Source organism: Chitinophaga agri (assembly GCF_010093065.1).
GTDB lineage: Bacteria > Bacteroidota > Bacteroidia > Chitinophagales > Chitinophagaceae > Chitinophaga > Chitinophaga agri.
On sequence record NZ_CP048113.1, the window covers coordinates 2417798 to 2444694 of the forward strand.

The window sequence follows — 26897 nt, forward strand, 5'->3', positions numbered from 1 at the left end:
AAATTTTATCCGGCTATATAACGTATGAATTTATTGTTAAATAAAAAAGACCGCATGCATGCAGCCGTTCCGGCGTACATACAGCGATCTGCCGTATTTGATGTTAAGAATGCCTAGAGCTTAATTTTCAGCCCCATTTCCTCTTTCATTGTCAGGAGGGCTTCTGCGTTACCTTTCGCGTCATCCACGGGATGGTGGGTATGTCGCGTTCTACGCAGGTGTTTAAAATTTTTAAACGTATCCAGTTCTATGCCTTTGTACAGGCTACCCAGGTTCTGGGAGCTGAAACCAAAAGGATTTTCACCCAGGAAGTGATGGAAGTACCAGCAGATGAACATCCAGTCGAAACCGTTATTGTCACTGATGAAAATAGGACGATCTTCTGCCACTTTGTTGATCCAGGCTTTAAAATCAGCCATCACCTTACGGGGATCGTTAAAAGAAAGGGTTTCCTCTCTTGAGTGCCCGGATACCGCCAGTGCTTCCGGAATGAACTTCTCTGAAATGGGTTTTAGTTTACCGTAGAATGTCTTATTCAATGTATTGTCTACTCTGACCGCACCAAATGAGATCATTGAATAATCACCGGGAATAGGGCCATCGCTTTCCACATCAACCATAATGTAGGCCATGTTCTTTCGTTTTTAAAGTAATAAATTGATTTTGACAGGGATATCTCCTGTGTGCGTTCCAGTCCCGGAAGGAGCCTGCGGATACTGTTTGTCTTAGCCGGGGTTAGGTATAGAGGATCTTCAGGGTGCTTATTGGGCTGAAATAGTGTTTATAAACGGGGGCAAAGGTATGAAGATATTTTTTAATAGCAAAGGCAACTATCTAGCAATCTGCAACGAAATATTCGTTATAAACAATGTATTTTTTGGTAATTATGATAAATAGCCTGAATTTTATAACATATATTACGTAAAAATACTATTATGTTAATCAGATTCACCGTAGAAAACTTTCTTTCTTTTAATGAAGAGACTGAGTTTAACATGCTTGCCGGTGATATTAGGAGGCATCCAGACCACGTAGTTAAGCTCCCGAACATTGAATTACTTAAAAGTGCTGTTATTTACGGAGCTAATGGAGCAGGCAAAAGTAATCTGTTCCGGGCACTATCTCTCTTCCGTGAAATGGTACTTGGAGGTAATATTGATATTATTACACATGACCACTATTTCCGGCATGAACAAAATAAAGAACAACTGACCACATTTGAAGTTGAGTTCATCATAGGCAAAAAAGGATATGCTTATGGCTTGTCTTACAATGCCGGAGTGGTTAAAGAAGAATGGCTATATCTACTACATTATGGCAAAAAAGAGGATGAACTTATATTTGAACGCACTGTAAATAATAAAGGAAAACAAACATTAAAACTATCTCCGAAATATACTAAATCCTCCAAAGAAAAACTCCGCGTAGAGTTTTATCAAGAAGATGTCTTAAAGAATAGTAACCTCTTTATTCACTTAACTAAAGATAAAAAGTTCAAGGAAATAACGGTAGCATTTGAGTGGATCACAGAAGCAATGTTGATAATTTTTCCGGGAAGCAAGAATTTCAACTTTATCAATACATTCCTTAAAAATAAGGATTTCAAAACATTTATAAATGAAACGATTTTTAGTTTTGAAACTGGCATAAATACATTAGATGTTCAGTCCATCCCTTTAAATGTTTATTTTGGAGAAGATAACATCCCTGAGAGGGAACAAGTATTAAAAGATATTCAAAGCGGAGAAATATTACCGGTTGGATCGACATGCAATGCAATTGCATTGATGGAGAATGATATTCCTGTTGTTAAGAAGATAATCTCATGTCATGTTAACGAAAGAGGAGAAGAGGCTGTCTTTGAATTATGGGAAGAATCAGATGGCACCCGAAGGCTGATTGACTTTATTCCTTTGATATACTTCCTGGTGACATTACCTGTCACTGTGATTATAGACGAAATCGATCAAAGTATACATCCCTCTTTATTAAAAGATTTTATCACTAAGGTGCAACAAATTCCCAATAAAAAAGGTCAACTCATCATCACTACCCACGAATCAAACTTACTCGATCTCGACTTGTTCCGTCAGGATGAAATATGGTTTGCAGAAAAGAACAAAAACGGAGAAAGTCATTTCTATCCTTTGAGTGATTTCAATGTGCGTCCTGATCTTGATATCCGTAAAGGGTATCTATCTGGCAGATTCGGCGCCATTCCTTTTCTGGGAAATTTAAAAGATCTTAACTGGGATAAATATGCCGAGAAAGAATAGGGAATATAAAAAGGGAGCACCACACAGAGATTGCCGGAAATTCATCATTGTAGCTGAAGGGGAAAGAGAAGACGAATATTTTCGCTATTTCAATAATTTAAACAGAAGAGTAAAAGTTGAAATTGTGGAACGTGATGGCGGTAAATCTGCCGCAAAATATCTACAGGAAAGAATCGCTACTTACCATACTAAATTTGGCATAGAGCCGGAAGATCTTGTATGGTTTGTACTGGACGTTGATAAATGGCCAAGGCGGGATATAAATGAGCTGCATCAGCATTGCACGACAGATGCAAACTGGGATATAGCCATTAGTAATCCTTGTTTTGAAGTGTGGTTACATTACCATCTGTTAAAAGCGATTCCAGTCAATGTTAAAACTCCCGGACAGTTAAAGACGAATTTAAATAAGCTACTACCAGGTGGCTACAATAAGGAGACATTCGCTAAACAGATAAAAGTGGCAGCCACTAACGCAGGAAAAGCAGATGAGCATAAGGACCATTACTTCCCGGAAAAGAATAACACGAAGGTCTATGTGCTGGCTAACCAGCTATTGCAATTCTTAGGAAATAACTGGCAATAATAAAGCTCCAAAAATCCATTAAACACCACCTCCACATGGACTCGTCCATCATTCACATCCTCTTACAACGCACAATTCTCATGATAATTCACCAGCTGAATAGGCTTATGCTCAAACTCAAATCCAGCATACACGCGTCCTATCTCATCCAGTACATCCACTACGGCCGCTGACTCCACCGGTGTCACCAACCGGCTCCTGAATCCTTTAAAATCAGGCAGTCCTTTCAGATAACTAAAATAGTGTTTACGCATACTGAATATACCAGGTCCTTCGCCGCGCCATTGCACAGATTTCTCCAGCTGACGCTTACACACGTCTATCCGCTCCTGCAGCGTTGGCGCAGGTAACAGCTCTCCCGTCTGTATGTAATGCTTCACTTCCCGGAAGATCCAGGGATAACCGATAGCAGCGCGACCGATCATGATACCGTCTACCCCGTAGCGATGCTTGTATTCCAGTGCCTTCTGCGGACTATCAATATCTCCGTTCCCGAAGATGGGAATATGTATTCGGGGGTTATTCTTCACTTTAGCGATCAGTTCCCAGTCGGCCACGCCCTTGTACATCTGCGTACGGGTACGGCCATGTATCGCCAGGGCCTTGATACCGACATCCTGCAGCCTTTCTGCCACCTCTTCAATATTCTTGGTATCCTCATCCCAGCCAAGGCGCGTTTTCACGGTTACAGGCAGATTAGTGGCATTTACACAGGCTTTGGTCAGCCGTACCATCAGGTCGATGTCTTTCAGTACGCCTGAACCGGCTCCTTTGGCAACGATGCCTTTTATCGGACAACCGAAATTGATATCCAGCAGGTCCGGCTGCGTCATATCTACAATCCTGGCGGCCATCGACAGCTTATCTTCATCTCCGCCAAAGATCTGTACCCCTACTGGACGTTCTTCGTCAAAAATGGCCAGTTTCCGGCGACACTTCTCCGTATCCTTCACCAGACCTTCACTGGAAATAAATTCCGTATACATCAGGTCAGCCCCGTTCTCCCGGCATACCACTCTGAAAGGCGGATCACTCACATCTTCCATAGGCGCCAGTAACAGCGGGAAATCAGGCAGCACAATATTGTCGATCTTTACCAAGGTAGTTTATTTATAAAAATGGAGTGCAAATTTACGAAAAACAGGGCAACCACCTGCCGGATAAAAAAATAGCCCGGTAGGTATACCAGGCTATCTTATATGCTTCTAATATTCAATTAGTTCAGGAACACCTGGTACTGTAACACAAAACTCCCCTTACGGTCAATCTTGAACGCATCCGGCGCCACGGCATCACTCTGGTATACCGGACGGCTCTGATACGCCAAAGTCAGTTTCGAGGTATGTCCTTTCAGTAACCAGTTCACACCACCATCCCAGTAAGCCATATTATCCCGCAGTCTGTCGTAATGTGCATACTGCAGAGACACGTAAGGCATCAGGGTGGTCTTGCCTATCAGGTTGTTTTTGAACTTATAGCCCACCTGGCCGTACAACAGGTTACCTGTGCCAAAGGAAGGATAGCCATTACCGCTGCCATTGAGGATCTCCGGCTTATTATTACCGGTTGCCGGGTTCATGGTCGACTGATTACGGATATAGCCCTTGCCCCAGTTAAAGTTGATATAAGATGCATAAGCGCTGATAGCCGTACCTGTAGTGGCATTGATAGGTGCATCATAGTAAGCATCCACCGCAAAGTGCTGCAGATTACTTTCAATCGTGTCATTGTTGTTACCGGCGCGCCACATCGCATCCGGCTGGTACTGAAAACCTGCGCCTATATTGAATACACGTTTTGTACCGAGGTAGGTGCCGGTAGTGTAAGCGGTCGTATTGGCTTCCTGGTCCAGGAACTGCCATTGGAAGTACCCATGCACCTGCATCTTGGCCGGTTTGGCGGAGAACGTAGCAAACTGACCTACTGCAGAAGAATAACCTGCTGCTTTCAGCGGCGACATCGGACTGCTCATTGCTACCCGGTAATCCAGTTTACCCAGCTTACCTTTAGCGTAGATACTCAGCTTTCGCAGGAACTGATCAGTAACATCATTAGTGCTCTGTTCAAATAATGGCGCGTCAAGCCCCAGAATAGAACCTACTGACGGTGCAGAAAAACGGCTCAGGCCATTCCAGGCAGTCAGCCCTGCTCCCATAGAGAGGTGCTTTCTTACGATCTCATATTCCCCCATGATATCATGGATAAAGAAACCCGCTTTTCTGTCAGAAGAGTAGTTGAAGTTATTCATACCGATCTGAGAATAGATGAATACCCTGTCCGCTATCTGGCCAAAAGCCTGGAAACGGGCCCTTCTGATACCGATATCGGTAAAGTTATTCTTCTCATAACCGTTGATCGTGGAACCGGGGTTCAGATCCGTATTTCTGAGCCATACCTGAGATACCAGTGTGAACTTGAAGTAATTACTGCCATCTTCATTCAGCCAGATCTTACCATCCCTGAATCCCTGAGCAGACGCACTCAGCGCGCTTCCGCCTATCAGCAGCATACATGCTGCCAGCTTCGTGAGTTTTTTGATGTACATTTCCTATAAGCGTGTTTGTCGTTTCCGATTGTATACAGTGTAAATGAACGTACTCTTTGTCCGTACAGGCGGTCGTTTCCGGTTTTCACAGCTGACAAAGAATTACTGCTACGGCATTGGTTATCCGATGTATGTGCTACAGCCAGTTCCTCCGGCAAAAATACGTGGAAGCCGGTCGGGCTTTTCCTCAGACGATGGCGTCTCTCTTTTTCACAATATGCGTAATATCTTCCTGGATCATCTTTTCCAATAGTTCATACCCGCCGTTGGCTTTCTGATGCGCATATTCTCTTTCTGACAATGTAACAGGACTCACCCAGAAAAGATTGACCTTATCCCCATACATTTCCGGCATGTCGATACTTTCACCCGTGTAAAGTGCCGCAGATAACACCAGACTTTCAAATGGTGCCGGCAGTTTACTGGAACCAACGGTATGCCCCTCTCCCAGCCAGCTGATATGTCTCCATGGAATATCCGCTATGGCAGAGATACCTTCTGCCATTTTCATGATCTCTTCCTCGGTGTAATCGTCTTTGCTGACAGCCAGCGCCAGTTCCATTCTCCTGTATGCAGGTGCTGTCTCATTGTACAGGTAAGACACCCATGGCATAGAGCGGATACTCACCCCCATCGTCAGGAAGTAAACGATGTTATCTTTTTCAAACTTACCAAGTGCCATTGGCGGCCATTGGTTATTATCTATAGCAAAGTATTGTTTTATTTCTCCGAATTGCTTTTCGTACGCACTAATGAACTGCTGCTGTATCACCGGCCACTGTGGCGTTTCCGTATCTTCCCATGTCTGACGGAAGCGTATCGCTTCTGCGACACGCGCATGTTGTTCATTTTTGCCAGGCGCGCCCAGGGGGAATACAATCGCATTGCCATCTGCGCCTATACAATCTGCCGCATAGGCCGCAGGATCTTCTGCATACAGGCTCCATCCGGGAATAACACCGAGTATTTCCCCATCGTACAATACAGCAGCGCCGTCTTCTTCAGGCATCCATACAATGGATATCAGTGCTGCCTGTAATGGTTCCTTTCCTTCCGGATGATTACAATACTGCGCTTCCAGCATAGGCGCATCACCATTTGCCATGGCTACACTGTCCCTTTGGGCAGGGCCAGGTTGCAGATTGCGCAGCCAGCAGGCCCGCATCCGGTATTTCTTGCTCTGCAATTCAGCAGGATACAGGTAAAAATAAGCTGTCCGTTCGTCCTGCTCTACTACCGCATACATCGTATAGCGGCTATTCGCTTGTTCTATCAATACTGTTGGTCCGTTGCTCATAATTACGCAAGATAGTCACTTATCCCTAAAACATGCCACCGCATATCATTTATTTAGTGTACCTTTGCGTCACTTTTATTCTCTTCCTTCACTGCTTTTGCAGTTACCTTCAAAACATTGTGCAGGCTTGCGAGTAAGGCGGGTAAAGTGTCAGCAGCATTCATCAGGACCAGTTCCACCGCTGACAGCCTTACCACTATTGATCATCAAAAATTAAAGATTTTGTCATTTGAACAGTTAAGGCTTATAGAGCCCGTTTTGAAGGCACTCGAGCACGAGGGCTATACCGCCCCCACGCCTATTCAGCAACAGGCCATCCCATATGTACTCGAAAAGAGAGACCTCCTTGGTTGCGCCCAGACCGGTACCGGTAAAACAGCCGCATTTGCTATACCCCTGCTGCAATTAATGCATGAAGACCAGCAGCAACAACCTCGTAAAGGCCTTCGTAACATCAAGGCGCTGATATTAACACCTACCCGTGAGCTGGCCATTCAGATCCACGAAAGCTTTACCGCATATGGTAAGTTCCTCGATCTGAAAAGCCTCGTGATCTTCGGGGGTGTGTCACAACATGGTCAGGTAGAAGCCCTCAAAAGAGGCGTTGACATCCTGATCGCTACACCTGGTCGCCTGCTGGATCTCATCAGTCAGAACTATATTACCCTTCGGGATATAAAGTATTTTGTACTGGATGAAGCCGACAGAATGCTGGACATGGGCTTTGTACACGACGTAAGACGTGTGATCATCAAACTGCCTGAACAGCGTCAGTCCCTCTTCTTCTCTGCGACTATGCCGCCTGAGATCCAGACGCTGGCTAAAACCATTCTCCGTAATCCGGCAAAAGTGGAAGTAACCCCTGTATCATCTACAGCGGAAACGATCACACAGTCCGTTTACTTTGTGAGCAAAAATGATAAACGCAACCTGCTGCTACATATTCTGAAAGATGCATCTATCAAAACACTACTCGTATTTGCCCGTACCAAACACGGTGCTGACAGAGTGGTAAAAGATCTGAATAAGGCAGAGATCACGGCGGAAGCGATCCATGGTAATAAATCACAGAATGCCCGTCAGCGTGCGCTGAATAATTTCAAATCGCAGCAAACAAGGGTACTCGTAGCCACCGATATCGCCGCCAGAGGTATCGATATCGATGAACTGACGCACGTTGTCAACTACGAACTGCCAAACGTTCCTGAAACCTATGTACACCGTATAGGTCGTACCGGTCGTGCAGGCGCTAACGGTATCGCTATCTCCTTCTGTGAACCGGAGGAAAAAGCATTCCTGAAAGACATCCTGAAACTGATCGCTGTTGAAATACCCGTAGTCACTGCGCAGCCATTCCATAATGGTGACAGCCTTTCTACACCAGCGCCAAAGCCTGCTCCACAGCAGAAGCCCAAGCCACAACACCCGAGAGATAACAAAGGTGGATTTTCCAGGAACAGACAGGGTGTAGTGAACCCAAGAGGCGCAAAAGGAAATAGTGGCGGTAATCGCAATGGTGGTGGCAACAGTGGTGGTAATGGACAGCAACAGCGGAGAAAACCACAACAGCAGCATTAATCAGGAATGAAAAATGAGGTATTAGGAATTGCCATGCTGCAAGCGCATGTGATGTCTTAAATCCTCATTGATTTCTTAGCGTAATGATTTCTTTACAATAATACAACAGGGCACTTCTATATACTGAAGCGCCCTGTTTTATTTTGTGTATACAATACAATACACCTTCCTTATATCATGCTCCATCTTCGCTGCATGGCAACTCCCGATACCTGGCTCCCAATTTCCTAAAAGTATCGTTCAAACGTCAATCCATAACTCAGTAACAAATTCTTCCTCCCCGTTCTGTTCAGCTTATTATACGTCATCGTCGCTGTAAAACTCAGCCATTTCCTCAGCAGCACTGATAGATTGGACGTAGACCGGATATTATAATCACTTCCCAGTGAGAACGAGTTTTGCAGGAAATGTGTCCCGTCAAGTGTCACAATATCAAACATCACAAACTTATACATCACCCGGAAAGAATTACGGAAAGTATGATACACATCCCGGATAGTATCCTTCAGGAACAGATCACTGTTTTCAAACAATATTCCATCACTCAGGGAAATATAGACATTCTTCTTATCCACTACATTATATGCAATGCCAGCGCCACCCTGAAAACGGTCATTGATCTTCAGGGATATACTCTTGTCATAGTTGGCCAGTCCCCAGTAATAGATCTGTTTTACACCGCGCAACAGACTGAAATCAAGTGATGACGCAAAGTCATTGTTTGTGATAACGCCATCCTGCTTACCATAGATCCATCCACCACTTCCGTTCAGTGCTATTTTCTTTTTACTGATACCTATCTTAAAGTTATTATTCAACAGGTATGACCTGCCATCCTGTGTAGAATTGATGGAACCCGTAGATGCTGCTCTCGCATAGTAATGCACAGAATCACTGTATTGTGCGAAGGAGGTGATATAACAGGCCAATGTCAATAACAGCGCGCAAACATACTTCATAAATAATCTCATTCTTTTTAATCATGTAATCAGTCCAATCTTTTTTGAATAGTCCATTGCCTCACTGCTATGTTTAAAATAGCAGCAGGGAATGCCTCTGGCCATGATCACATCAGTAACTTCCTTTGTAGCTGCATACCGGCTGTCACGTACATGCCGCAGATATACCGCGAGTATCTGTGCCGGAAAATGTTTGGTGATCGCTTCGTATATCTGCGGGTCCTCCTGTGTATCGTCTCCCAGTAATACAAATCGCATATGCGGATAGTGTTTGAGGATACGGCTGATCCTCGTAAACTTGGTCACATGTTTCTGCTGTCCGCTCTTGAGTAATTTCCATAAAGGCTTCAGTTGACTCAGTAAAAACACGCCTTCCGGCAGTCCATGCATCCGGCAAAACTCACGTATATACGCATAAAGGTTCCACTCGCTGCTGGATACATAAAAGAACGGCCGTGGCATTCTGCCTTTATTATCCGCATCACTCAGCATCCGGTAATGATTCACTACACCTTCAAAAGGCTTACGTGTACGGGCATTGCGTGTAAACAATACATGCAGCCTTTTAAAAAGCGAGGCAGAATGTGAGACAAGGAAAGTATCATCTATATCAGAAATACAACCAAACTGACTGCGATGTGGAATTATCACTACACCCATCACACGCGTTACCGGGCTTTCCTCCACATTCACGATACGCACTTCCACAGGATGATCTCCCGGATCAGGCATCACATCCGGTTTCCATTGTAAGTGAAAAAAACCATCCCCTTCCGTCACGCCCGTAATGGTTTGCCCCTCCCATACCAGCTCCACTGTAGCGCCCTTCCTGGGCCTTACCATGAACAAACGTATCAGGGCAAAGGTATTGACAAGGAAAAACCGGCTGTAATGTGTACGTGGCAAAGGTCCACGGTCCAGTACATGACCAAATATTTCCAGTTGCTCGGTACCGCCCACACCATGATAAACTTTGATATGTGTGCGTGCTTCCAAACCCAGCCAATGTAGAATTTTATTCCATGCAGACATTCAGGCGCTTATTTTGCAATAACAGGAAAGTATAACCACGAGTAAAAGCACATGGCGCAAACATCACCTATGCGGCTCCGGCTACTTTTTGTGATCAATCCAGTTTCAGGCGGCAAAAAGAAGGCCGATCCTGAAACAATTATCAAAAATTATTTCCGCGACAGACCGGAAGACGTCAGCTTTTTCCTGCTGAACGGGCCAGAGCAGTCACTTTCAGCTGCTATAAAAAAAACGGGGCCCGATCGTGTGATCGCTGTTGGCGGAGATGGTACTGTCAAAATGGTAGCTGAAGCCCTGCTGCATAAAAACATTCCCATGGGCATCCTGCCCGCGGGATCTGCCAACGGCATGGCAGCTGAACTATGTATACCGGCCGACTGGGAACAGGTGCTTGCACTGATATGCAATGAACAGCCTTCCACTGTAAAAGATATTGACCTGATCAGGGTAAATAATGACATCTGCATTCATCTTAGCGACGTAGGTCTCAATGCCCTGCTGGTAAAGAATTTCGAGCAACGGGGTATCCGGGGAAAACTCGGCTATGCACTCTCCTCCTTCAAAACATTATGGCAGAGCAAACGGCTGGCCGTACATATCGAGAATAATAAACTCAGTCTGACCCGCTACGCACATATGATCGTACTGGCCAATGCACGCATGTATGGTACCGGCGCCTGCATCAATCCGGATGGAGACCTGACTGACGGCTTGTTTGAAGTGGTGATCCTGAGAAGACTATCTATTCCCGAACTCCTGAAAATGCTGTTCAGGCACCGACCCTTTGACCCTGCTAAAACTGAGGTGCTGCAGGCCCGCCAGGTTACTATCAGTACACGTAAAAGAGCGCATTTCCAGATAGACGGAGAATATATGGGCAGGATCAGACAGGTGACGGCCACTATCCTGCCGAAGGCGTTAAAGGTGATCATACCCGTCCCTGTTGACGCCGGCTAAAATCATATCAGTTATTAAGGGGAAAATACCAGCTAAAATGTAATGTCTGCGGTACTTCCCGCAGGATATACCATTCCTCCCGCATCCTTTCCATCCGTCAATATATTGCAGCTATTTGCAGCACGATGTCTATTTTGTATGCAAATAATTTATATGCGGAAGATACTACTGCTCCTGGCAATGCTAGTGCCGGGATACGGCCTTATTGCCCAACAGACCTATGAATTTAAAGACGGATTGATCAGCGGTCCCTGTCACCAGTATGGCCGAACGGCCCTGTTCACAGATCAGCTGGCATATGAACTTTGTAACGGTCAGCTGAAAACGCCACAGAACGGCGCTCCCTCCTTTGCTGACGAGAAAGGTGCTGCACAGCACTGGCAAACTATTACAGCTGCTGCAGATGGTGCCTTTACCGGTCGCCAGATCAACAATGGCTATCTCTATGTTTCCTACAATGCGCCTAAAGCACAAACGGCTATCCTGAACATCGCAGGGCACCAGATGGTATATGTAAATGGTACCCCGCATGCGGGCGATATGTACCGCTACGGCTGGATGTACATCCCTGTGCAGTTACGTCAGGGTAACAACGAATTTTATATCCGTACCGGCCGCAGCTGGGGCAGACAGGGTATTAAAGCGAAACTCATGTTCCCTGAAAAACCGGTATACCTGAGCATCGCTGACTCTACGATGCCGTTCGTCGTAAAAGGTAACAGCAACAGTAACCTCTGGGGCGCCGTCGTTGTTGTCAATACAACTACACAGGCGTTAAAAGGACTGTCTGTCACGGCGAAGGTAAATGGCGTAAATGTAACTACTTCTCTACCCGACATCGCACCGCTTACTACCCGTAAAGTTGGTTTTAAATTCGATGCGACTGCATCTGCAAAAGACGGCAGCTACAATTGTACACTGACGCTGGAAGGCAAACAGGTGAACGATACAAAAACATTCCCCTTAACGGTTGTTACTAACAAAGACCATTACAGTAATACATTTGTCAGCGATATTGATGGTAGCGTACAATATTACGCTGTATCTCCACAGGCAAATCCTGATGGTAAAGCACCGGCCTTCTTCCTGTCCGTACACGGCGCTGAAGTACAGGCTATCAACCAGGCAAGAGCGTATAAATACAAAGACTGGGGTGTACTGGTAGCTCCTACCAACCGCCGTCCGCGTGGCTTTAACTGGGAAGACTGGGGCCGTCTCGATGCACTGGAAGTACTCAACATCGGCGTGAACACCTTCCATCCTGATCCGTCCCGTATCTATCTGACAGGCCACTCTATGGGCGGACATGGCACCTGGTACCTGGGCGCAACCTTTGCCGGTAAATGGGCAGCTATTGCACCATGCTCCGGCTACCCAACCCTGATGGGTTATGGCTCTGCTGATGGACTGATCCCCGATTCTCCGCGTAACAGCACCGAGCAGATATTACTGAGAGCCAGCAATCCAAGCAACGTCTTCAAGTTAGCGAATAACTACAAGGCAGGTGGTGTGTACATCCTGCATGGTGACAGCGATAAGGTTGTCTCCGTAGATTACGCCAGACAGATGAAAAAGATCCTGGCCGATTTCCATAAAGATTTCAGTTACTATGAATATCCGGGTGGTGAACATTGGTACGGTGATACCTGTGTTGACTGGGGTCCGCTGTACGAGTACTTCAAATGGCACACTATCCCGGCAGATACAAGCGTGAATGAAATTGACTTCACCACGGCAAATCCCGCCATTTCAGCGGTACACCACTGGGTACGCATCCTGCAACAGCAGCATACCCTGGAATACAGCCGTATCCAGTTAAGCAGGAACAGTGCACGCAACACCGTTACAGGAACCACCTCCAATATCCAGACACTGGCTATTGACCTGAAGGACGTTCCTGTGGGCAATACCCTGCGCATCGCACTGGACGGCAATCCTGCAATCAGCTACACCCGTCATGCCGGTGACAGTCTGCTGTACTTACAGCATGGCAACCAGTGGGCGATCGGTACTGCACCAGCAGCTACCGACAAGGGCGTTGTACGTAACGGTACTTTCAAGGAAGCATTCAACCATCGCATGGTATTCGTATACAGCACAGGAGGTACACCGGCTGAAAATGAATGGTCCGTAAGTAAAGCCCGTTATGATGCCGAAACCTGGTATTACAGAGGTAATGGTGCAGTTGATATCGTAGCAGATAAAGACTTCAAAGCAGCTAACTACCCTGACCGCGGTATCATCCTTTATGGTAATGCTACTACGAATAAAGCCTGGAATCAGTTATTGCAACAGGCGCCGGTACAGATCACCCGTGGTAAGGTAACGGTGGGTCAGCAGGAATATGCAGGCGATAATTTCGCAGCGTACTTCATGTGGCCAAGAGCAGACAGCAAAACAGCATCCGTTGCGGTGGTAGCTGGTACTGGCCTGGCAGGTATGCGTGCAGCAGATGCCAACCAGTACTTCGCAGGTGGCAGCGGTTTTCCCGACTATATGGTCTTCAGCACTGACCTGCTGAAAGGAAATATGCAGGCAGTGAAAACAGCTGGCTTCTACGATAACAAATGGCAGCTGGACGAGACTGAGCGTATTAAGAACTAACGGATTCATGATACTACCCGTGAAAAGAGCGTTCCCCTTCGGAGGAACGCTCTTTTTGTGCCCTTTAGCACCTCTTCTGGAACCGTGCTGATCTCTATACCTAATAAGCACCAAAAGGTCACTTCAAGGGCACTTCAATATCCCGGGGATATTGAAGTGCCCTTGAAGTGACCTTTTGGTGACCTCCTGATGACCGGTAAATAAGGATATCAGTTGTGCTACAGGCACCGGCTTCATCAGCGACTGTACAGGGGTAAAAAAAAGCCGCCTCATGTGATACATGAGACGGCTCTTTTTTATGCTGTAAAAAGGTGTTTAAATCATTCTAATTCAACCGGTAACTTCCTGAAACGCCACAGCTTACCCTTCCCCATGGCCGGCATGCACGACACCTCAAAGTTCCCGTCAGGCAGTATCCAAATCATAGCTTCCAGACTGCTGTCGGGCGAGGCGAACAACTGCATGGCCATTCCCATGATCTCGTCCCTGTTCTGTGCCCGCTGGATCAGCGCTGCCATAGCTCCGGATACGGTCGCTGGCGCCAGCTCCCCTCCCTGCGGCAGCTGCAGCAGGCCTGCGGCAGGTATATTCATCCAGCCGCTATGCCCTTCGGCACCGATAAAGACGAGGGCTTCGGGCAGGGTATTGAGCACTGACAGGTACCGCGTAATGGCCGCTTCAGCAGCCTGTTCTACCTGTGTCTGGCGACAAACCTCCTCTATCCGGATACGTACCACCTCTATGAACTCCCTGAAGACCGGTTCACAATGCCGCGTTTCGCTCCATCCCAGGATGATTAAGACGTTTATGCCGCCCTGACGTACCGGTAGTAGTACGGCAGAAGAAAGAGCCTGAAAAAGGTCCTCAAATGCGTTTTTCTCAGGTATCCCGGTCCAGTAGACCGGCCGATGTCCACCTCCTTCCATCAGGAGCTGGATAGGCCCGGGGTTAAATATAAGATCGTCCAGGTAAAAGGGACTCGCATCCTTCACCCGGGCAGTATAATTGTCTTCAAAATCCAGTTGCAGGGACATATAGGCCCCTGTCAGTTCTCTGAGTAACGCTACACTGAAAGATAAAAAGGAACGGATGTCTCCCCGCCTGTCCCATTCATTTGTCTGGCTGATAAATGTAAGCGCTTTTCTTTCCCAGGTTGCCACTATGTGCGTTGTTTATTGGTAGTCATATAAAAGTACGGATGGCACTGATCACCTCTTCCGGAGCGACGATATGTGGAAAATGTCCTGTTGCGTTCACTACGACCTTCCTGCTACCTGGAATATGTTGTTCCAGGTAATCGCCCACTACAACTGGTACGGCCACGTCATCGGCGGTCTGTATAATGAGGGACGGTATAGTACAATGCGCCAGATCTTCACGATGATCCATCTCGAAGATAGCTTTTGCTACTGATAATGCAATGTCAGGACGTATGGCAGATAAGGTCGCGGCAAAAGCTTCTGCAAAATGCGGCTGGTCAGGATTTCTCATCACAAGTGCTGAAAAACCACTGGCCCAGGCATAGTAATTTGTACTCATTGCATTGTATAGACCAGTGAGTGCTTCCATATCAAATCCACCGGTATAAGCGGTCTCCGTATCATTCAAATACCGCGGACTACTACCGAGCAGTACCAGTTTATCGAAGTAGTCGGGGTACTTGTTAGCCGTCAGCAAACCAATCATTCCGTTCACCGAATGACCTACATAAATAATGTTAGATAACTGTAAAGACTTAATAATATCAGACAGGTCTGTTACATATCCCTGTATACCGCTGTAACGTGAGGGGTTGAAAGCATCAATATCAGCTTTACCACCGCCAACATTATCAAACAATACAATTTTATAGTCCTGCTCAAAGGCTCTTACCAGTGCGGCAAACGCGGTCTGTGAGGAACCAAAGCCATGGCCGAAGATGATAGTCTGTAATGCGTCCTGTTTTCCGCAGATATGAATATTGTTTTTCTTTATTACACTTGCTGTGATGCTCATATGATATGGAATGTGGTGGATGGAGCGTTATCCTTCTATTGCTAAAGTACGTAAATTCTACGGTTCAACAGACGTGCATCATCTGAGGAATAAAAAACAGGGTGTACAGGACAAGATGTGTAAAATTACCCATAAACGTGGAGTATTGCGGGGAACGTGGTACTAAGAAATTTCCAATGGCACAGTTTATGTTTTTAAGGGTATAAAATCATTGTTCATTTTTTAAAAGCTCCAAAGTTATGACACCTCTGAATTATGCCAGCAAGGGTCTGTTAGCCACGTTAGCCCTGACAGGAATGTTTGCGTTTTCATCATGCAGTAAAGATGATGACGATACTACTGTTGACCCTGATGCAACTGTCAAAATTGTGAACGTTTTACCGGATGCGGGACCTGTAGATGTATACAATGGTTCCAGTAAACTTAATTCATCTTCCATCGGCTATGGTGAAGCTACCGGTTATCTGAATGTGAAGGACGGCGATGCCAGATTTGATTTCAAATCAACCGTGACAGGTAGCACTGTACTCTCTGCTCCTGTTGACTTTGACGGCGGCAGTTACTCATTGTTCGCTGCCGGCGAAACAGATGGTAACGCGACTGTAGGTATCCTTGCGAAAGATGATCTGGGCGCGCCTGCAAGCGGTAAGGCAAAAGTACGTTTTGTACATGCCAGCAGTGATGCACCTGCTGTAAATTTCCTGCTGAATAATAACGCAGTTATAAGCAGTGCAGGTTTTAAATCAGCCAGTGAATTCAGAGAAGTAGATGCAGGTACCTATTCACTGAAACTGAATAATGCTTCAAGTGGAGAAACTGTGATCACCCGTGATGGTATTGTGATGGAAGCAGGTAAGATCTACACAGTAGTAGCACAGGGACTGGTTAGTCCCACACCAGTAGTTGAGCAGCCTTTTTCTCTCAATATTCTGGCGAATAATTAATTATCGGCGGAAGCAAAAACACAAAAGCCGTTCGCATAAAGCGAACGGCTTTTGTGTTTTTATAACGTTCAGTATTACCACTGTAATTCAAAGGTACCACCGCCACTTATTACGTAAGTTGCTTTCTTGTTGCCTTTGAAAGTGATCATACCACTGTAGCTGAATGCATTGCCTTTGCTGTCTTTACCAGAGATCTTCGCAGTAGCAGTACCAGATACGATCATGTGAGTAGTTTTGCTAACCTTTATATCAGTTGATTCATAGTGGATCTCACTGGTGTAAGACGGCATGTCAGTAGTCTTTGATTCCAGTTTACCAGTAGCGTCATATTTCTGACTGATCTCCCAGTTAGCACTGTTCGCGCCGAGACCTCTCAGCGTATATTGAGAAGCGTAAGTGCTTGAACTGGAGAACTTCTCCATACCCAGTGAAATAGTACCGTTTGCTTCGAAATTGAATGCAGATGGAATATCCTGAAGACATTGAAGACCATAACTCCAGTATAGGGCATAACTAAAGCTGGTTCCATTGCCATTGCCGGAAAATGCCACCGTGTCCTTTTCTGTTTTACCACAGAAATCACTGAGTCTTCCGCCTTCTGCTTTTCTTGCTTCCAGTGCAGATACCGTCAATGTTGAAGCTTCGATCTGCGTAACCAGACCACCCTGGGAGGTTACAGACTGTGACACCATTACGGCGGCATTCTCGTTAGTCACGCCTGGAGTAGCTTCGTCTTTATCATCCTTTGAACAGGAAGTTACGCCGAAAGAGATACCAGCAGCTAAGAACATTAATAACAGTGTAGATTTACCTTTTGCGAAAGTGAGGTTTTGTCTTTTCATAGAATGAGACATTTGGAATTTAATGATGATGATGTATAATGATTGATGCTTTTCGAATAATTCACATTAATTGCTGCATACTTCCCTTTCACAAATCTATATCAATATATATTTAAATCATAATATAAACGGATATTTTACAATTCTATTGTTGCCCCTGCTTTTCGCACTTATAATATAACTGATAATCAATAATAAATATTGCTACATGCAGTAAAAAATACCATCGGGTAATGCCGACGGTCAATGAGTTTATGACAAAAGAAAATCGCTTTCACCTAGGCGAAAGCGATTGACTGTCTTTATAGCGACTATTTAATACTATAATTCTCTGATCCAGATATTTCTGAAGCTCAGTGGCTCACTCTTATCGCCGTGAGACTGCAGCTTGATCGGACTAGGGCCATGTGCCTTATTGTAAGACGCCTTGCCGATATATCTTGTAGGACCTGCCAGCTCTGTATTGTTCTGCACCAGTACACCATTGAAGAATACAGTTACACGGGCAGGAGACTGCACGGAGCCATCAGCGTTGAAACGTGGCGCCGTCCAGATCACATCATACGTTTGCCACTCACCTGGTTTGCGGTTAGCATTTGCCAGTGGAGCCGTTTGTTTATAGATGCTCGCCGACTGACCGTTCACATATGTTTTGTTATTGTAGTTATCAAGGATCTGCAGTTCATAACCATCATCACCGCTACCTGTGGAAGCCAGGAACAGACCGCTGTTACCTCTGCCCTGCCCTGTACCGGTGATATTCTTAGGTACACGCCATTCCAGGTGCAGCTGATAATTATTGAAGGATCTTTTCGTCTGAATGTTGCCGGTAGATTTATCTACTGTAAATATTCCACCTGCGACTTTCCATTTTGCTGCCTGGGTCGTATCGTTTACAGATACCCACTGGTCCAGGTTCTTACCGTCAAACAGGATGATCGCGTCGGAAGGCGCATCTGTATTTACTTTACCGGGTGTAACAACCGCTGGTACCGGTTCCCATACTTCTGTATCCTCCGGTTTCGACTGCGCAAATAACGTGGCAGAGAGCACAACAGCTGCGGCTGTTGTAAGCGTTTTCTTGTACATGATCACAATAATTTAATTCCCTAAATTAAAAATAGATATCACAAATAACAATCCGGCCATCATATTTAAGTCTTTTTTCTGATAAGCGTCACCCGGCGTGATAATGCCATTATCCATATACCATTATATTTGCATATAAATACATTAGTCGTTATCTTCGGTTTGTAATGATAGTATGTTGGAGAATGATTGTTCATGTTGACCTCACCGGGACTATCAGGTCACAGGCAATTGCCCTGATCCGCACTCACATAATCCTTTGACTATTAAATATTTTTCAGCGACGGTTAGCGCCGCAGCCGGTACGCCATATTCTTATACAATGACACTGAGCGAATTTATATCATCACTGATCAATAAAGGAGAAGTCATCGTAGCTCCCGCTCTCCAGCCATTTGACACGGACGATCTCCGGGTCGCCCGGATCCATCTGGAGCAGCACTATACGGACGACGTCAGTGAAGTGCCGGGACAAGCTCCCGCGTATGATCCGGAGGCCGCTATATGGGCAGCCGGTTATCTGTACAGGACCGTACAGTTCCTGTTACTCAGACACCTGGATGCATCGGACATCGAAGCGCACCTGCCTCCTTTTACTGGGGTGCAAACGCCTGCGGCTATCTATTCCGCTGATCTGTGTTTACGTTACCTGCCGGATATATTCCTGCTGGCAAAAGGCATCTCTCCGGAAGATCCATTGGTCGTTACACTACAGGCCATGACATTACAATGGCCACTATCGGCGGCCGCTATCCCGGGCGTCGTATCAGCAGACCTGTCGGCCGTACTGCAACACCCGTCACTGACACGCATGTACACAGACAGGATCATCCTGGCAAAAGACTTTGACAAATGCACACATCCGGCCTGTCTTCCTCTTGTAGCGGAAGCCCTGGGCGCATACAGTGCAAAATTCTGGCCGCAATTTAAAATAGACCTTACTGCTCATAACTAACATATGCAACCTGTAACCTTTGAATCACCGCTGGTAGACAAACTGAATGGTATCCTGCAACGCCTGAAAGGCACATTCGTAGGAAAAGATGATGTGATAGACCTGATGGGTATCTGCCTAGCAGGCAGAGAGAACCTGTTCCTGTTCGGTCCTCCGGGTACCGCCAAAAGTGCCATTGTACGTGAACTATCCCGCCAGCTGGATGTGCAGACATTTGAATACCTGCTCACCCGCTTCACAGAACCCAACGAACTCTTTGGCCCGTTCGACATCCGTAAACTACGCGACGGCGAGCTGGTTACCAATACCGAAGGCATGTTGCCGGAAGCATCGCTCGTATTTCTCGACGAGCTGCTGAACGCCAACAGTGCTATTCTGAACAGCCTGCTCATGGCGCTGAACGAAAAGATCTTCCGCAGAGGTAAAGAAACACGCGAACTGCCGGCCCTGATCTTCATCGGCGCCAGCAATCACCTGCCTGAAGATGAAGCTCTCCAGGCATTGTTTGACAGGTTCCTGCTCCGTGTACGTTGTACCAACGTGGACCCCGCCATGCTGAATAGCGTACTGCAGGCAGGCTGGGGATTGGAACAGGCCGCGACCAATGGACAGGAAGGTATCCCCGCGGCGGACCTCCGCACCCTGCAGCAGCTCACCACCACCGTGGACCTGAACGCTGTAAGACCGGATTACATTATGCTGATACAGCAGCTGCGCAATGCGGGTGTACAGATCTCAGACAGACGTGCGGTGAAACTCCAGCGCCTGATCGCAGCCAGCGCCCTGCTTTGTAAAAGAACGACAGCCATCCTCTCCGACCTCTGGGTCCTGCGTTACATCTGGGATACAGAAGAACAGGTGGAGATCATTGCCGGCATCGTCAACACCGTGATCGCACAAGCCGCCACACATCCGCAGGAACATCCCCGCGCGAACAACAGTGGTACGCCGGATGCAGAAACACTTTACAGTGAAGTGGAAGAGCTGCATCAGCAATGGGACGATCCTGCTGCTACACCGGCGTCCCGTGCACAGATCAAGGACAGGCTGCGCAGCATCACCAGCCGCTGTGAATGGATCAGTAATGCGACACAACGCAACTACGTACAGGAACCCATAGATGGACTATGGAAGAAGATAATGCAAACAGCATGAAAGAAATGATCGTTGTGTTGTCAGCAGACAACATGGAATCACTTGGCAGTATACGTACCTGGCCTGGCCTGCTGGTGTCACTATCCGGTGATCAGATCTGGGTAAGAGGGATACCACCTGACGCAAATGATATACGGTTACGTAAGTTGCCTGCCATACATACCTACCTGGCCGATTTCCAGGAACGTTTATTCCTCCCCGGTAAACAAACACCGCATGATGCACTGAAAAGAATGACCTGGGAATCGCTGGCTTCTTTTATAAAAGTGGAACTGCCGGTATCTGCCTTACCAGGATCGACAGCAGGTGTATTTACTATAAAACTGGCACCTTCCGCACAGCACACAGAACCGGCGGGCATCATCACCTCCCTGGAACACTGGAAAGCCTATGCGGATAGCGCTCCGCTGATCAGGTTACAGGGACTGGTCTTCGCTGCCTGCGGGTCAGGGGAAGTACTGATCATGGGCACGCCGGTTCCGCCGATACCCGGTCAGGCATTCACGCTGCATGATCAGCTGTTATTGCCTGCGGGATATGACTTCGATCCACCGGCAGCAGGCGTGTTCATTGCGGCACATTTTAAACAGGAGACCGGGACTTTTATACGCTATCATCGCGATGGCCGCTGGGAGAAGATCCCGGGGAGTAGTTTCGTACATGCTACCAGGAGTGCCATACGCCTTACCAACATTGACTAATGAATAAGAAAGACTGGAGTACAGCATATTTTGAGTCAACAACCAACTACTTCTGGCGCTGGGCGCAGGAAGAAGGAACAGGGAGCCTCGTTGTTGAGACAACGGTTCCTGCTATCACTATTTGCTACTGGGAGGAACTTTTGAATGACCTGCAGTCAATGACGGGGCATCTTCCACCGTTGTCTGTTCTGCTGATGACCATGGCCATCGGCAAAACAGATGAGGAGCATGCGACTACCCACTTCACCCGTGAGTCTGTACAGTTACATCTTTTACGCCCCATCATGCGCAGGGATACCTGGTCAGAATTGCTGCCACTTGAAGAACTGAAAGAGCTGACGGCAACGATCACCAGTTTTGTACAACGCCTGCATGCTCTTCCCAGGAGATACTGGCAGGGAGATGAACGGCACCTGTTATTCAAAACACTTTTTGCATGTACGCCGGCGGAAATGTCTCCCAAAGAGGCGCACGAAATGCTGACAATGTTCCGGGAAACAGGCATGCTGCCTTCTCTTAATAAACGTGCTGAAGAATACAAGATTGAACAGGCCAGAACGGATGCCGGGTTCCTGAAAATGATCCTGGAACAGTATCCCGACAGTGACGCGCTGGAAAAGGCGTTAAAGGCTGCTATCATGCCTCCGCCACCACCTCCTCCTGCTCCGATCGAAGTGCCGGAAAAGCTGCCGCTGCCTGCGGACGCGAAGGAGTTGTCATTACTGCAGCTACTGGCAGAAGATGACCGGACGGCGTATATCGCCCTGCTCACCCAACGCCTGCTGGCGGCATTACACCTGCCAGCACATATGCCGCACGCCGGAGATATCACCGTAGGTGGTGTTGCTGATATTACCAATAAGGGCACGATAGACAGACTGCTGATCAGTGAACTGGCCAATGAAGATGACGTACTCATGGCAAGGCTGGCAAATAATGAAGCACTATATCTGCGCCGGGAAGAAGTGCCTGACAACGAGCCACCACACCGGTATATCCTGATCGATAAAAGTATCCGGATGTGGGGAACTCCGCATATACTGGCAATAGCTACCGGACTGGCCTGCGCGCTGGACAACAAACGCGCTGCGGCTATACATGCGTTTGCGCTGACGGGTGACACTTTTCAACCCATTGACCTTACAGAGAAAGATGATATTGTCAGAACGATGCACCGCCTGTCTCCTGCCCTGAACAGCGCAGCGGCATTAACGGCATTCAATATGACGCATCCGCTCACGATGAGTGATGAATACTTCCTGATCACCAGTGAGGAATTATTTAATCAACCTGCATTCCAGCAGGCCTTTGCTGCGTTAAGAACAGTGAACGGGTTTCTGATCACTGTCAGCAGAGAGGCGGACGTACTGGTATACAGGTATATGTCCGGCCACCGGAAACTACTGCGTACGTCAAAGATCAACCTGGACCCACCCAAAGCATTACCTAAAAAAGCACCGGCGAAAGATGCTTTCAGGGGAACGCCTACTGTAATGGACGTACCGAAATTCCTCCAGGAGTCCCCACTGCCCCTGCTGATGGCAGCAGGCAGTCTCTATCGTCATTCGAATAGAAGTGCATCAGGACAGGAAGGCTATCTGGCACTGACCGAACAACGGCAACTGGTATTCTGGCCGGACCGGAAAAAAGGCGGATCAGAGATCATGTCCCTATTCCCCGAAGCCTATGCGGAAAAATATTACTTCGGATATACCGGCGCACATTATGTCTTTTCCTTCCAGGAAAAACATAGCCGGAACATCAAACTGTATCAGTTCTCGCCCGAGACGCTTGAACTGATCGAAATACCGGTCAGTATGACGCTGCCTGCCACACCGGAAAGGCTGTTTGATGACCTGTATGATACCAGGACCCACCAGTTTATATTCACCAGGAACCGATGGAAAACAGACCTTGTGACACTGGATGTGTATAGTGGTTTGTTAGCCGCTGATCAAACCCGGACATGGGAGGTCGTTAAAAAGGAACTTGATGAAGAGAAAAGAAAAGCGAATCTGAAGTATTATGTGCCTCCACCAGTAGCTCCGCAATATTTCACATTCATATCGGCACTCAAATCCATTAAGATAAATAAGAAGGGGAATCTCGTCATCAATGGTAAACATGAGCTGACCTTTGTGCCCAACAATATGGAGTTTGTGCTGACACACGGACCTGTTGAAGCGCGCGATATCGTATTGACAGCGGAGAAACTGAAATTAAAAGACCTCCGGCCACCGCTGCTGCGTTATAACTGGCCCGACGGCAGTGAGCTATGGTTTGACAAAGCGCGGCATATGCTGTACCTGCGGAGCTCAGACAAAGCAATCCCGGAAATGGCGATACCACTGGTGATACAGACACAGACAGCCTGCTGGGCATCAGATGGCGTTATCTGCGGAAATCCCTACTTCCGGCCGAAAGAAGTGGAGGTCATTACCGTCATGGACTTCCATGAGAAATATTTCAGACCATTTATAAACGTAATTCAGCAATATGCTACTGCAGCTGCAACCTGATATACAAACGCGGCATAAAACAGCTGCCGCTTTCCTGAGAGGCAACTCACCGGAACAATGGTTCCGTGAGATGAATGAATGGCAGATACCACTACAGCATCTCACCGGACTACTGCTGCCTGCACATAAAAACACCGTGGAACCGGGAGGCTTGCTGGTTATCTTTAAAAATGATATTCCTGCTCCCGATAAGATCATCCATGCATATGGTGTGATTAACGACAACCTGTTTATTCCGGTAAATGCACAGATCATACCTGCCGTTACTGCGGAAGAAATGAAGGAGCTGCTGATATGGCACCGCCAGGTAATGCATCCGGGGATTGGTTTCATTGGTTATGAAGCAAGAGATGAAAGACCACTTTCCTCCTTCATTACACCAGGTAGCGAGGTACAACGCTCCTGGGGACATGCACATCCGGGATTACCACTACTGGCGCCACTTACCAGCATTGGTGTGGCAAGGTCGCAGGAGGAAGAGATCAGTGACATGCTGGGCATCTACGAACAACGGCCGCTGGATGAATTACCAGAAGACGATACACCCCTGACTGACGATCATATTGCGTCGGAAGACAGACGGTCATTTACTGACAGGGAACTTCCCTCCTTCTTCCGGTACAATCCGCTGGGTATCATGCTGGCAGCCATCTTAGCCGGCCTGGCTAAGCTGTTTTCTTTCGGCGGCCGCACCTTTATGGGTATGGGACGTGGCGGCTTTTCCCGTGGTGAAGGCGATGGAGGCCATACATTCGGCCGTTCCCGTAAACGGAATGGTCCTGATGATCTGAAAAACTTACAGACAAAAAGAGACCGGGAACTGGAACGATTACTCCGGTTATTTGATACGAACCTGTCAGAAGCCTTAAAGTTTGCGATTCCCCTGCAGGACAATGGGGCCGGTAGAGGAACGGCCAGTCCTTCGGCACGGTTAGGAGAAAGATCTACCGACTTTAATATGGGTTCACTGTTCAGCAACAGACCCGTAGACGGATGGTCCGTTGGGGATGACCATGGAACACGACTGCGGCAGAAATATGAGGAACAGGCAAAGAAAGCGACAGAAGATGGTAACCACCGGCAGGCGGCCTACATCTATGCACATCTGCTGGGCGACCTGAACCGGGCAGCCAAAGTACTGGAATGGGGCAGGTTTTATCATGAAGCGGCTACCCTTTATCTCAACCATCTTAAGCAGCCACTGGAAGCCGCCAGATGTTATGAGGAGGGCGGATTACTGCTGGATGCCATCAGGATCTACAAGGAACAGGAGAAATTTGAGAAGACCGGAGACCTGCTGATGCAGTTGTCACAGACAGGTAGTGGGCAGCAATATTACCAGCTGGCGACAGATAGGTCCCTGCGCAAAAAGGACTTTCTGGATGCCGCACGTATACAGCACGATAAACGCAAAGATCCTGATGCCGCCTGTGAGACCCTCCTGAAGGGCTGGCAGATGAACTATGATGGGGTGAAATGCCTGAACAGGTACCTGAAAATCAGCAATGAGCTGGATAAAGAAAGGTTAGCGGAAAAGATCGAACTGGTCTACACAGAAAAAACAGCGCCTGTCCAACTGGAAACCCTGCTGGACACCCTGATCGGTTTCCGGCCTGATATGAATGATGCCGCCAAAGATACCACCACAAGGATCGCCTTTGAGGTAATAAGTCCGCTGGTTGAAAAAGGAAAGGAAGAGAAGCTGGAAATACTGAAAAAAGTGCTGCCGGGAGATAAGCAGTTATCATCCGATATTCAGCGCTACCTGCACCGGAATAAATATCCGGATGCACAGATGAACATGGAGCATAGTTTCAAACTGCGGGAAGACATTGAATGGTGTGGCGCGACGTCCGTCAATAACCAGCTGGTGTTTGTAGGTATGAAAGAAACCCGGCTGTTTGTGGTGCGGATGCTGCCGAATGGCCGTCAGCAGTATTACTCCTGGGAATCGAAACACCTGGCAGATAATTTAGACAGGAAACGGAAAGTCATGCTTTATCCCTACTTCCCGGTCAGTGGCGACAACCGTTACTATAGACAGACCATGTTCCTGCAAACAGATCGTGGAGTGATAGACCTGGGAAAGCTGGTATTGCCTGCAGAAAAACCGTTTGAAGGAACGATCGTGCTGGATACAACCGATTATTCCATTCATGGGGATATGCAGGGTATCACAACAGATAAAGATGAACAGGTCATCACCCTGATGACCGATAAAAAGAACGGACAGGCAATATTACGCGATTTTCACCAGGATGAGGAGCTGCAGCAGGTCAGATGTTATAATGCGGAGGACAATTCGCCGGTGATCATCCCTAAAAGGATTAAAAATACAGTAGATCTGCAACTCTATGGTAATGAACCATTTTTCACCTGGTACGGCAACAGACTGTACCGGTTCAATTCGATCGGAGAGACTGAGATCCTGAAAACAGCGGCCGCCATTGATAACCTGGCCATCTATCAAACCGTCAGGGCCACTACACTGGTGGTATCTACAGCAAAAGGATGCTACTGGGTCCTGGATGATAAGGATGGCTTCAGGGTGATCACCAGCAACTTTACCGCCGAGCCGCATACCGGCCCCTGGAAGATGCTATCCGACGAACGACTGGTAATGGCCAATAAGACCACAGGAGCGACCGTCTATGAGTTTAACAATAAAAACGGGGGAAGAACGGTACAGCAGCTGAAAACCGCCTCCGCCATCAGATTTATCCTGATGATGCACCATCCTGATCAGGTATTCCTGGTTGATGACAAAGGCAGGACGTCCCTGCACGAAATCAACGCTTCAGGAAGATAGCCAATTTAAGTTTTAATTAACGTTCGGGGTGGACGGAATGATCTTAATCCGGCG

22 protein-coding genes are annotated in these 26897 nt (G+C 47.2%); 11 read left to right on the forward strand and 11 right to left on the reverse strand.

The features are described from left to right. Positions 1–113: 113 nt before the first annotated feature. A complete protein-coding gene (locus GWR21_RS09305; protein ID WP_162331471.1) occupies positions 114–632 on the reverse strand; it encodes a 3'-5' exonuclease family protein in 519 nt (172 codons plus the stop codon). A gap of 303 nt (positions 633–935) precedes the next feature. Here GWR21_RS09305 and GWR21_RS09310 point away from each other — a divergent pair, with 303 nt between their 5' ends. Together GWR21_RS09310 and GWR21_RS09315 are read left to right on the forward strand one after the other, a co-directional pair. Further along, the gene (locus GWR21_RS09310; RefSeq protein ID WP_162331472.1) at positions 936–2276 is read left to right on the forward strand and encodes an AAA family ATPase; all 1341 of its coding nucleotides are present in this window, start codon (positions 936–938) and stop codon (positions 2274–2276) included. After that, positions 2260–2862, forward strand: coding sequence for an RloB family protein (locus GWR21_RS09315; RefSeq protein ID WP_162331473.1), 603 nt, complete (start codon positions 2260–2262; stop codon positions 2860–2862). The genes GWR21_RS09310 and GWR21_RS09315 overlap by 17 nt, the downstream gene beginning before the upstream one ends. Before the next feature lie 62 nt (positions 2863–2924). Here GWR21_RS09315 and dusB read toward each other — a convergent pair whose 3' ends face one another. From dusB to GWR21_RS09335, 4 genes are all read right to left on the reverse strand, one after another. Further along, positions 2925–3962 carry a tRNA dihydrouridine synthase DusB gene (gene dusB, locus GWR21_RS09320; RefSeq protein WP_162331474.1) on the reverse strand — a complete coding sequence of 346 codons (1038 nt, stop codon included), beginning with the start codon at positions 3960–3962 and terminating at the stop codon, positions 2925–2927. Positions 3963–4078: 116 nt separating this feature from the next. Next, positions 4079–5407: a hypothetical protein gene (locus GWR21_RS09325; RefSeq protein WP_162331475.1), complete on the reverse strand. Its 1329-nt coding sequence runs from the start codon at positions 5405–5407 to the stop codon at positions 4079–4081. Positions 5408–5594: 187 nt separating this feature from the next. Next, the gene (locus GWR21_RS09330) at positions 5595–6704 is read right to left on the reverse strand and encodes a suppressor of fused domain protein (protein WP_162331476.1); all 1110 of its coding nucleotides are present in this window, start codon (positions 6702–6704) and stop codon (positions 5595–5597) included. Positions 6705–6757: 53 nt separating this feature from the next. Further along, the gene (locus tag GWR21_RS09335; RefSeq protein WP_162331477.1) at positions 6758–6901 is read right to left on the reverse strand and encodes a hypothetical protein; all 144 of its coding nucleotides are present in this window, start codon (positions 6899–6901) and stop codon (positions 6758–6760) included. Positions 6902–6962: 61 nt separating this feature from the next. Between GWR21_RS09335 and GWR21_RS09340 the strand changes: the two genes are divergently transcribed. After that, positions 6963–8282: a DEAD/DEAH box helicase gene (locus tag GWR21_RS09340; RefSeq protein WP_394367266.1), complete on the forward strand. Its 1320-nt coding sequence runs from the start codon at positions 6963–6965 to the stop codon at positions 8280–8282. A 227-nt stretch (positions 8283–8509) separates the two neighbouring features. On the opposite strand, the gene GWR21_RS09345 is transcribed toward GWR21_RS09340, so the two are convergent. Beyond that, complete coding sequence (locus GWR21_RS09345) at positions 8510–9241, reverse strand: hypothetical protein (RefSeq protein ID WP_162331479.1); 732 nt, start codon at positions 9239–9241, stop codon at positions 8510–8512. 21 nt (positions 9242–9262) lie between these two features. Further along, positions 9263–10273, reverse strand: a complete 1011-nt coding sequence (locus GWR21_RS09350; protein ID WP_162331480.1) for an App1 family protein — start codon at positions 10271–10273, stop codon at positions 9263–9265. A gap of 51 nt (positions 10274–10324) precedes the next feature. Here GWR21_RS09350 and GWR21_RS09355 point away from each other — a divergent pair, with 51 nt between their 5' ends. Together GWR21_RS09355 and GWR21_RS09360 are read left to right on the forward strand one after the other, a co-directional pair. Further along, entirely contained in the window at positions 10325–11230 is a 906-nt protein-coding gene (locus GWR21_RS09355) for a diacylglycerol/lipid kinase family protein (protein WP_162331481.1), read from the forward strand. 153 nt (positions 11231–11383) lie between these two features. Further along, complete coding sequence (locus GWR21_RS09360; protein ID WP_162331482.1) at positions 11384–13834, forward strand: carboxylesterase family protein; 2451 nt, start codon at positions 11384–11386, stop codon at positions 13832–13834. Positions 13835–14154: 320 nt separating this feature from the next. Here GWR21_RS09360 and GWR21_RS09365 read toward each other — a convergent pair whose 3' ends face one another. After that, complete coding sequence (locus tag GWR21_RS09365) at positions 14155–14994, reverse strand: hypothetical protein (RefSeq protein ID WP_162331483.1); 840 nt, start codon at positions 14992–14994, stop codon at positions 14155–14157. Positions 14995–15016: 22 nt separating this feature from the next. Beyond that, positions 15017–15829, reverse strand: a complete 813-nt coding sequence (locus tag GWR21_RS09370; RefSeq protein WP_162331484.1) for an alpha/beta fold hydrolase — start codon at positions 15827–15829, stop codon at positions 15017–15019. 239 nt (positions 15830–16068) lie between these two features. Here GWR21_RS09370 and GWR21_RS09375 point away from each other — a divergent pair, with 239 nt between their 5' ends. After that, the gene (locus tag GWR21_RS09375) at positions 16069–16773 is read left to right on the forward strand and encodes a DUF4397 domain-containing protein (RefSeq protein ID WP_162331485.1); all 705 of its coding nucleotides are present in this window, start codon (positions 16069–16071) and stop codon (positions 16771–16773) included. A 74-nt stretch (positions 16774–16847) separates the two neighbouring features. Here GWR21_RS09375 and GWR21_RS09380 read toward each other — a convergent pair whose 3' ends face one another. Continuing rightward, positions 16848–17615 carry a hypothetical protein gene (locus GWR21_RS09380; RefSeq protein ID WP_162331486.1) on the reverse strand — a complete coding sequence of 256 codons (768 nt, stop codon included), beginning with the start codon at positions 17613–17615 and terminating at the stop codon, positions 16848–16850. A gap of 321 nt (positions 17616–17936) precedes the next feature. Then, positions 17937–18704, reverse strand: a complete 768-nt coding sequence (locus GWR21_RS09385; RefSeq protein ID WP_162331487.1) for a 3-keto-disaccharide hydrolase — start codon at positions 18702–18704, stop codon at positions 17937–17939. 322 nt (positions 18705–19026) lie between these two features. On the opposite strand from GWR21_RS09385, the gene GWR21_RS09390 reads away from it, so the two are divergent. Genes GWR21_RS09390 through GWR21_RS09410 form a run of 5 tightly spaced genes read left to right on the forward strand, consistent with a single transcriptional unit; the run spans position 19027 to position 26843 of the window. Next, positions 19027–19659 carry a hypothetical protein gene (locus GWR21_RS09390; RefSeq protein WP_162331488.1) on the forward strand — a complete coding sequence of 211 codons (633 nt, stop codon included), beginning with the start codon at positions 19027–19029 and terminating at the stop codon, positions 19657–19659. Between the two features lie 3 nt (positions 19660–19662). Then, positions 19663–20814 carry an AAA family ATPase gene (locus GWR21_RS09395; RefSeq protein ID WP_162331489.1) on the forward strand — a complete coding sequence of 384 codons (1152 nt, stop codon included), beginning with the start codon at positions 19663–19665 and terminating at the stop codon, positions 20812–20814. Beyond that, the gene (locus GWR21_RS09400) at positions 20787–21515 is read left to right on the forward strand and encodes a hypothetical protein (protein WP_162331490.1); all 729 of its coding nucleotides are present in this window, start codon (positions 20787–20789) and stop codon (positions 21513–21515) included. The genes GWR21_RS09395 and GWR21_RS09400 overlap by 28 nt, the downstream gene beginning before the upstream one ends. Beyond that, positions 21515–24034 (forward strand): hypothetical protein, encoded by a 2520-nt coding sequence (locus GWR21_RS09405; RefSeq protein WP_162331491.1) that lies wholly within the window; start codon positions 21515–21517, stop codon positions 24032–24034. Before GWR21_RS09400 ends, GWR21_RS09405 begins: the two co-directional genes overlap by 1 nt. Further along, entirely contained in the window at positions 24012–26843 is a 2832-nt protein-coding gene (locus GWR21_RS09410; protein WP_162331492.1) for a hypothetical protein, read from the forward strand. The genes GWR21_RS09405 and GWR21_RS09410 overlap by 23 nt, the downstream gene beginning before the upstream one ends. Positions 26844–26897 lie beyond the last annotated feature (54 nt).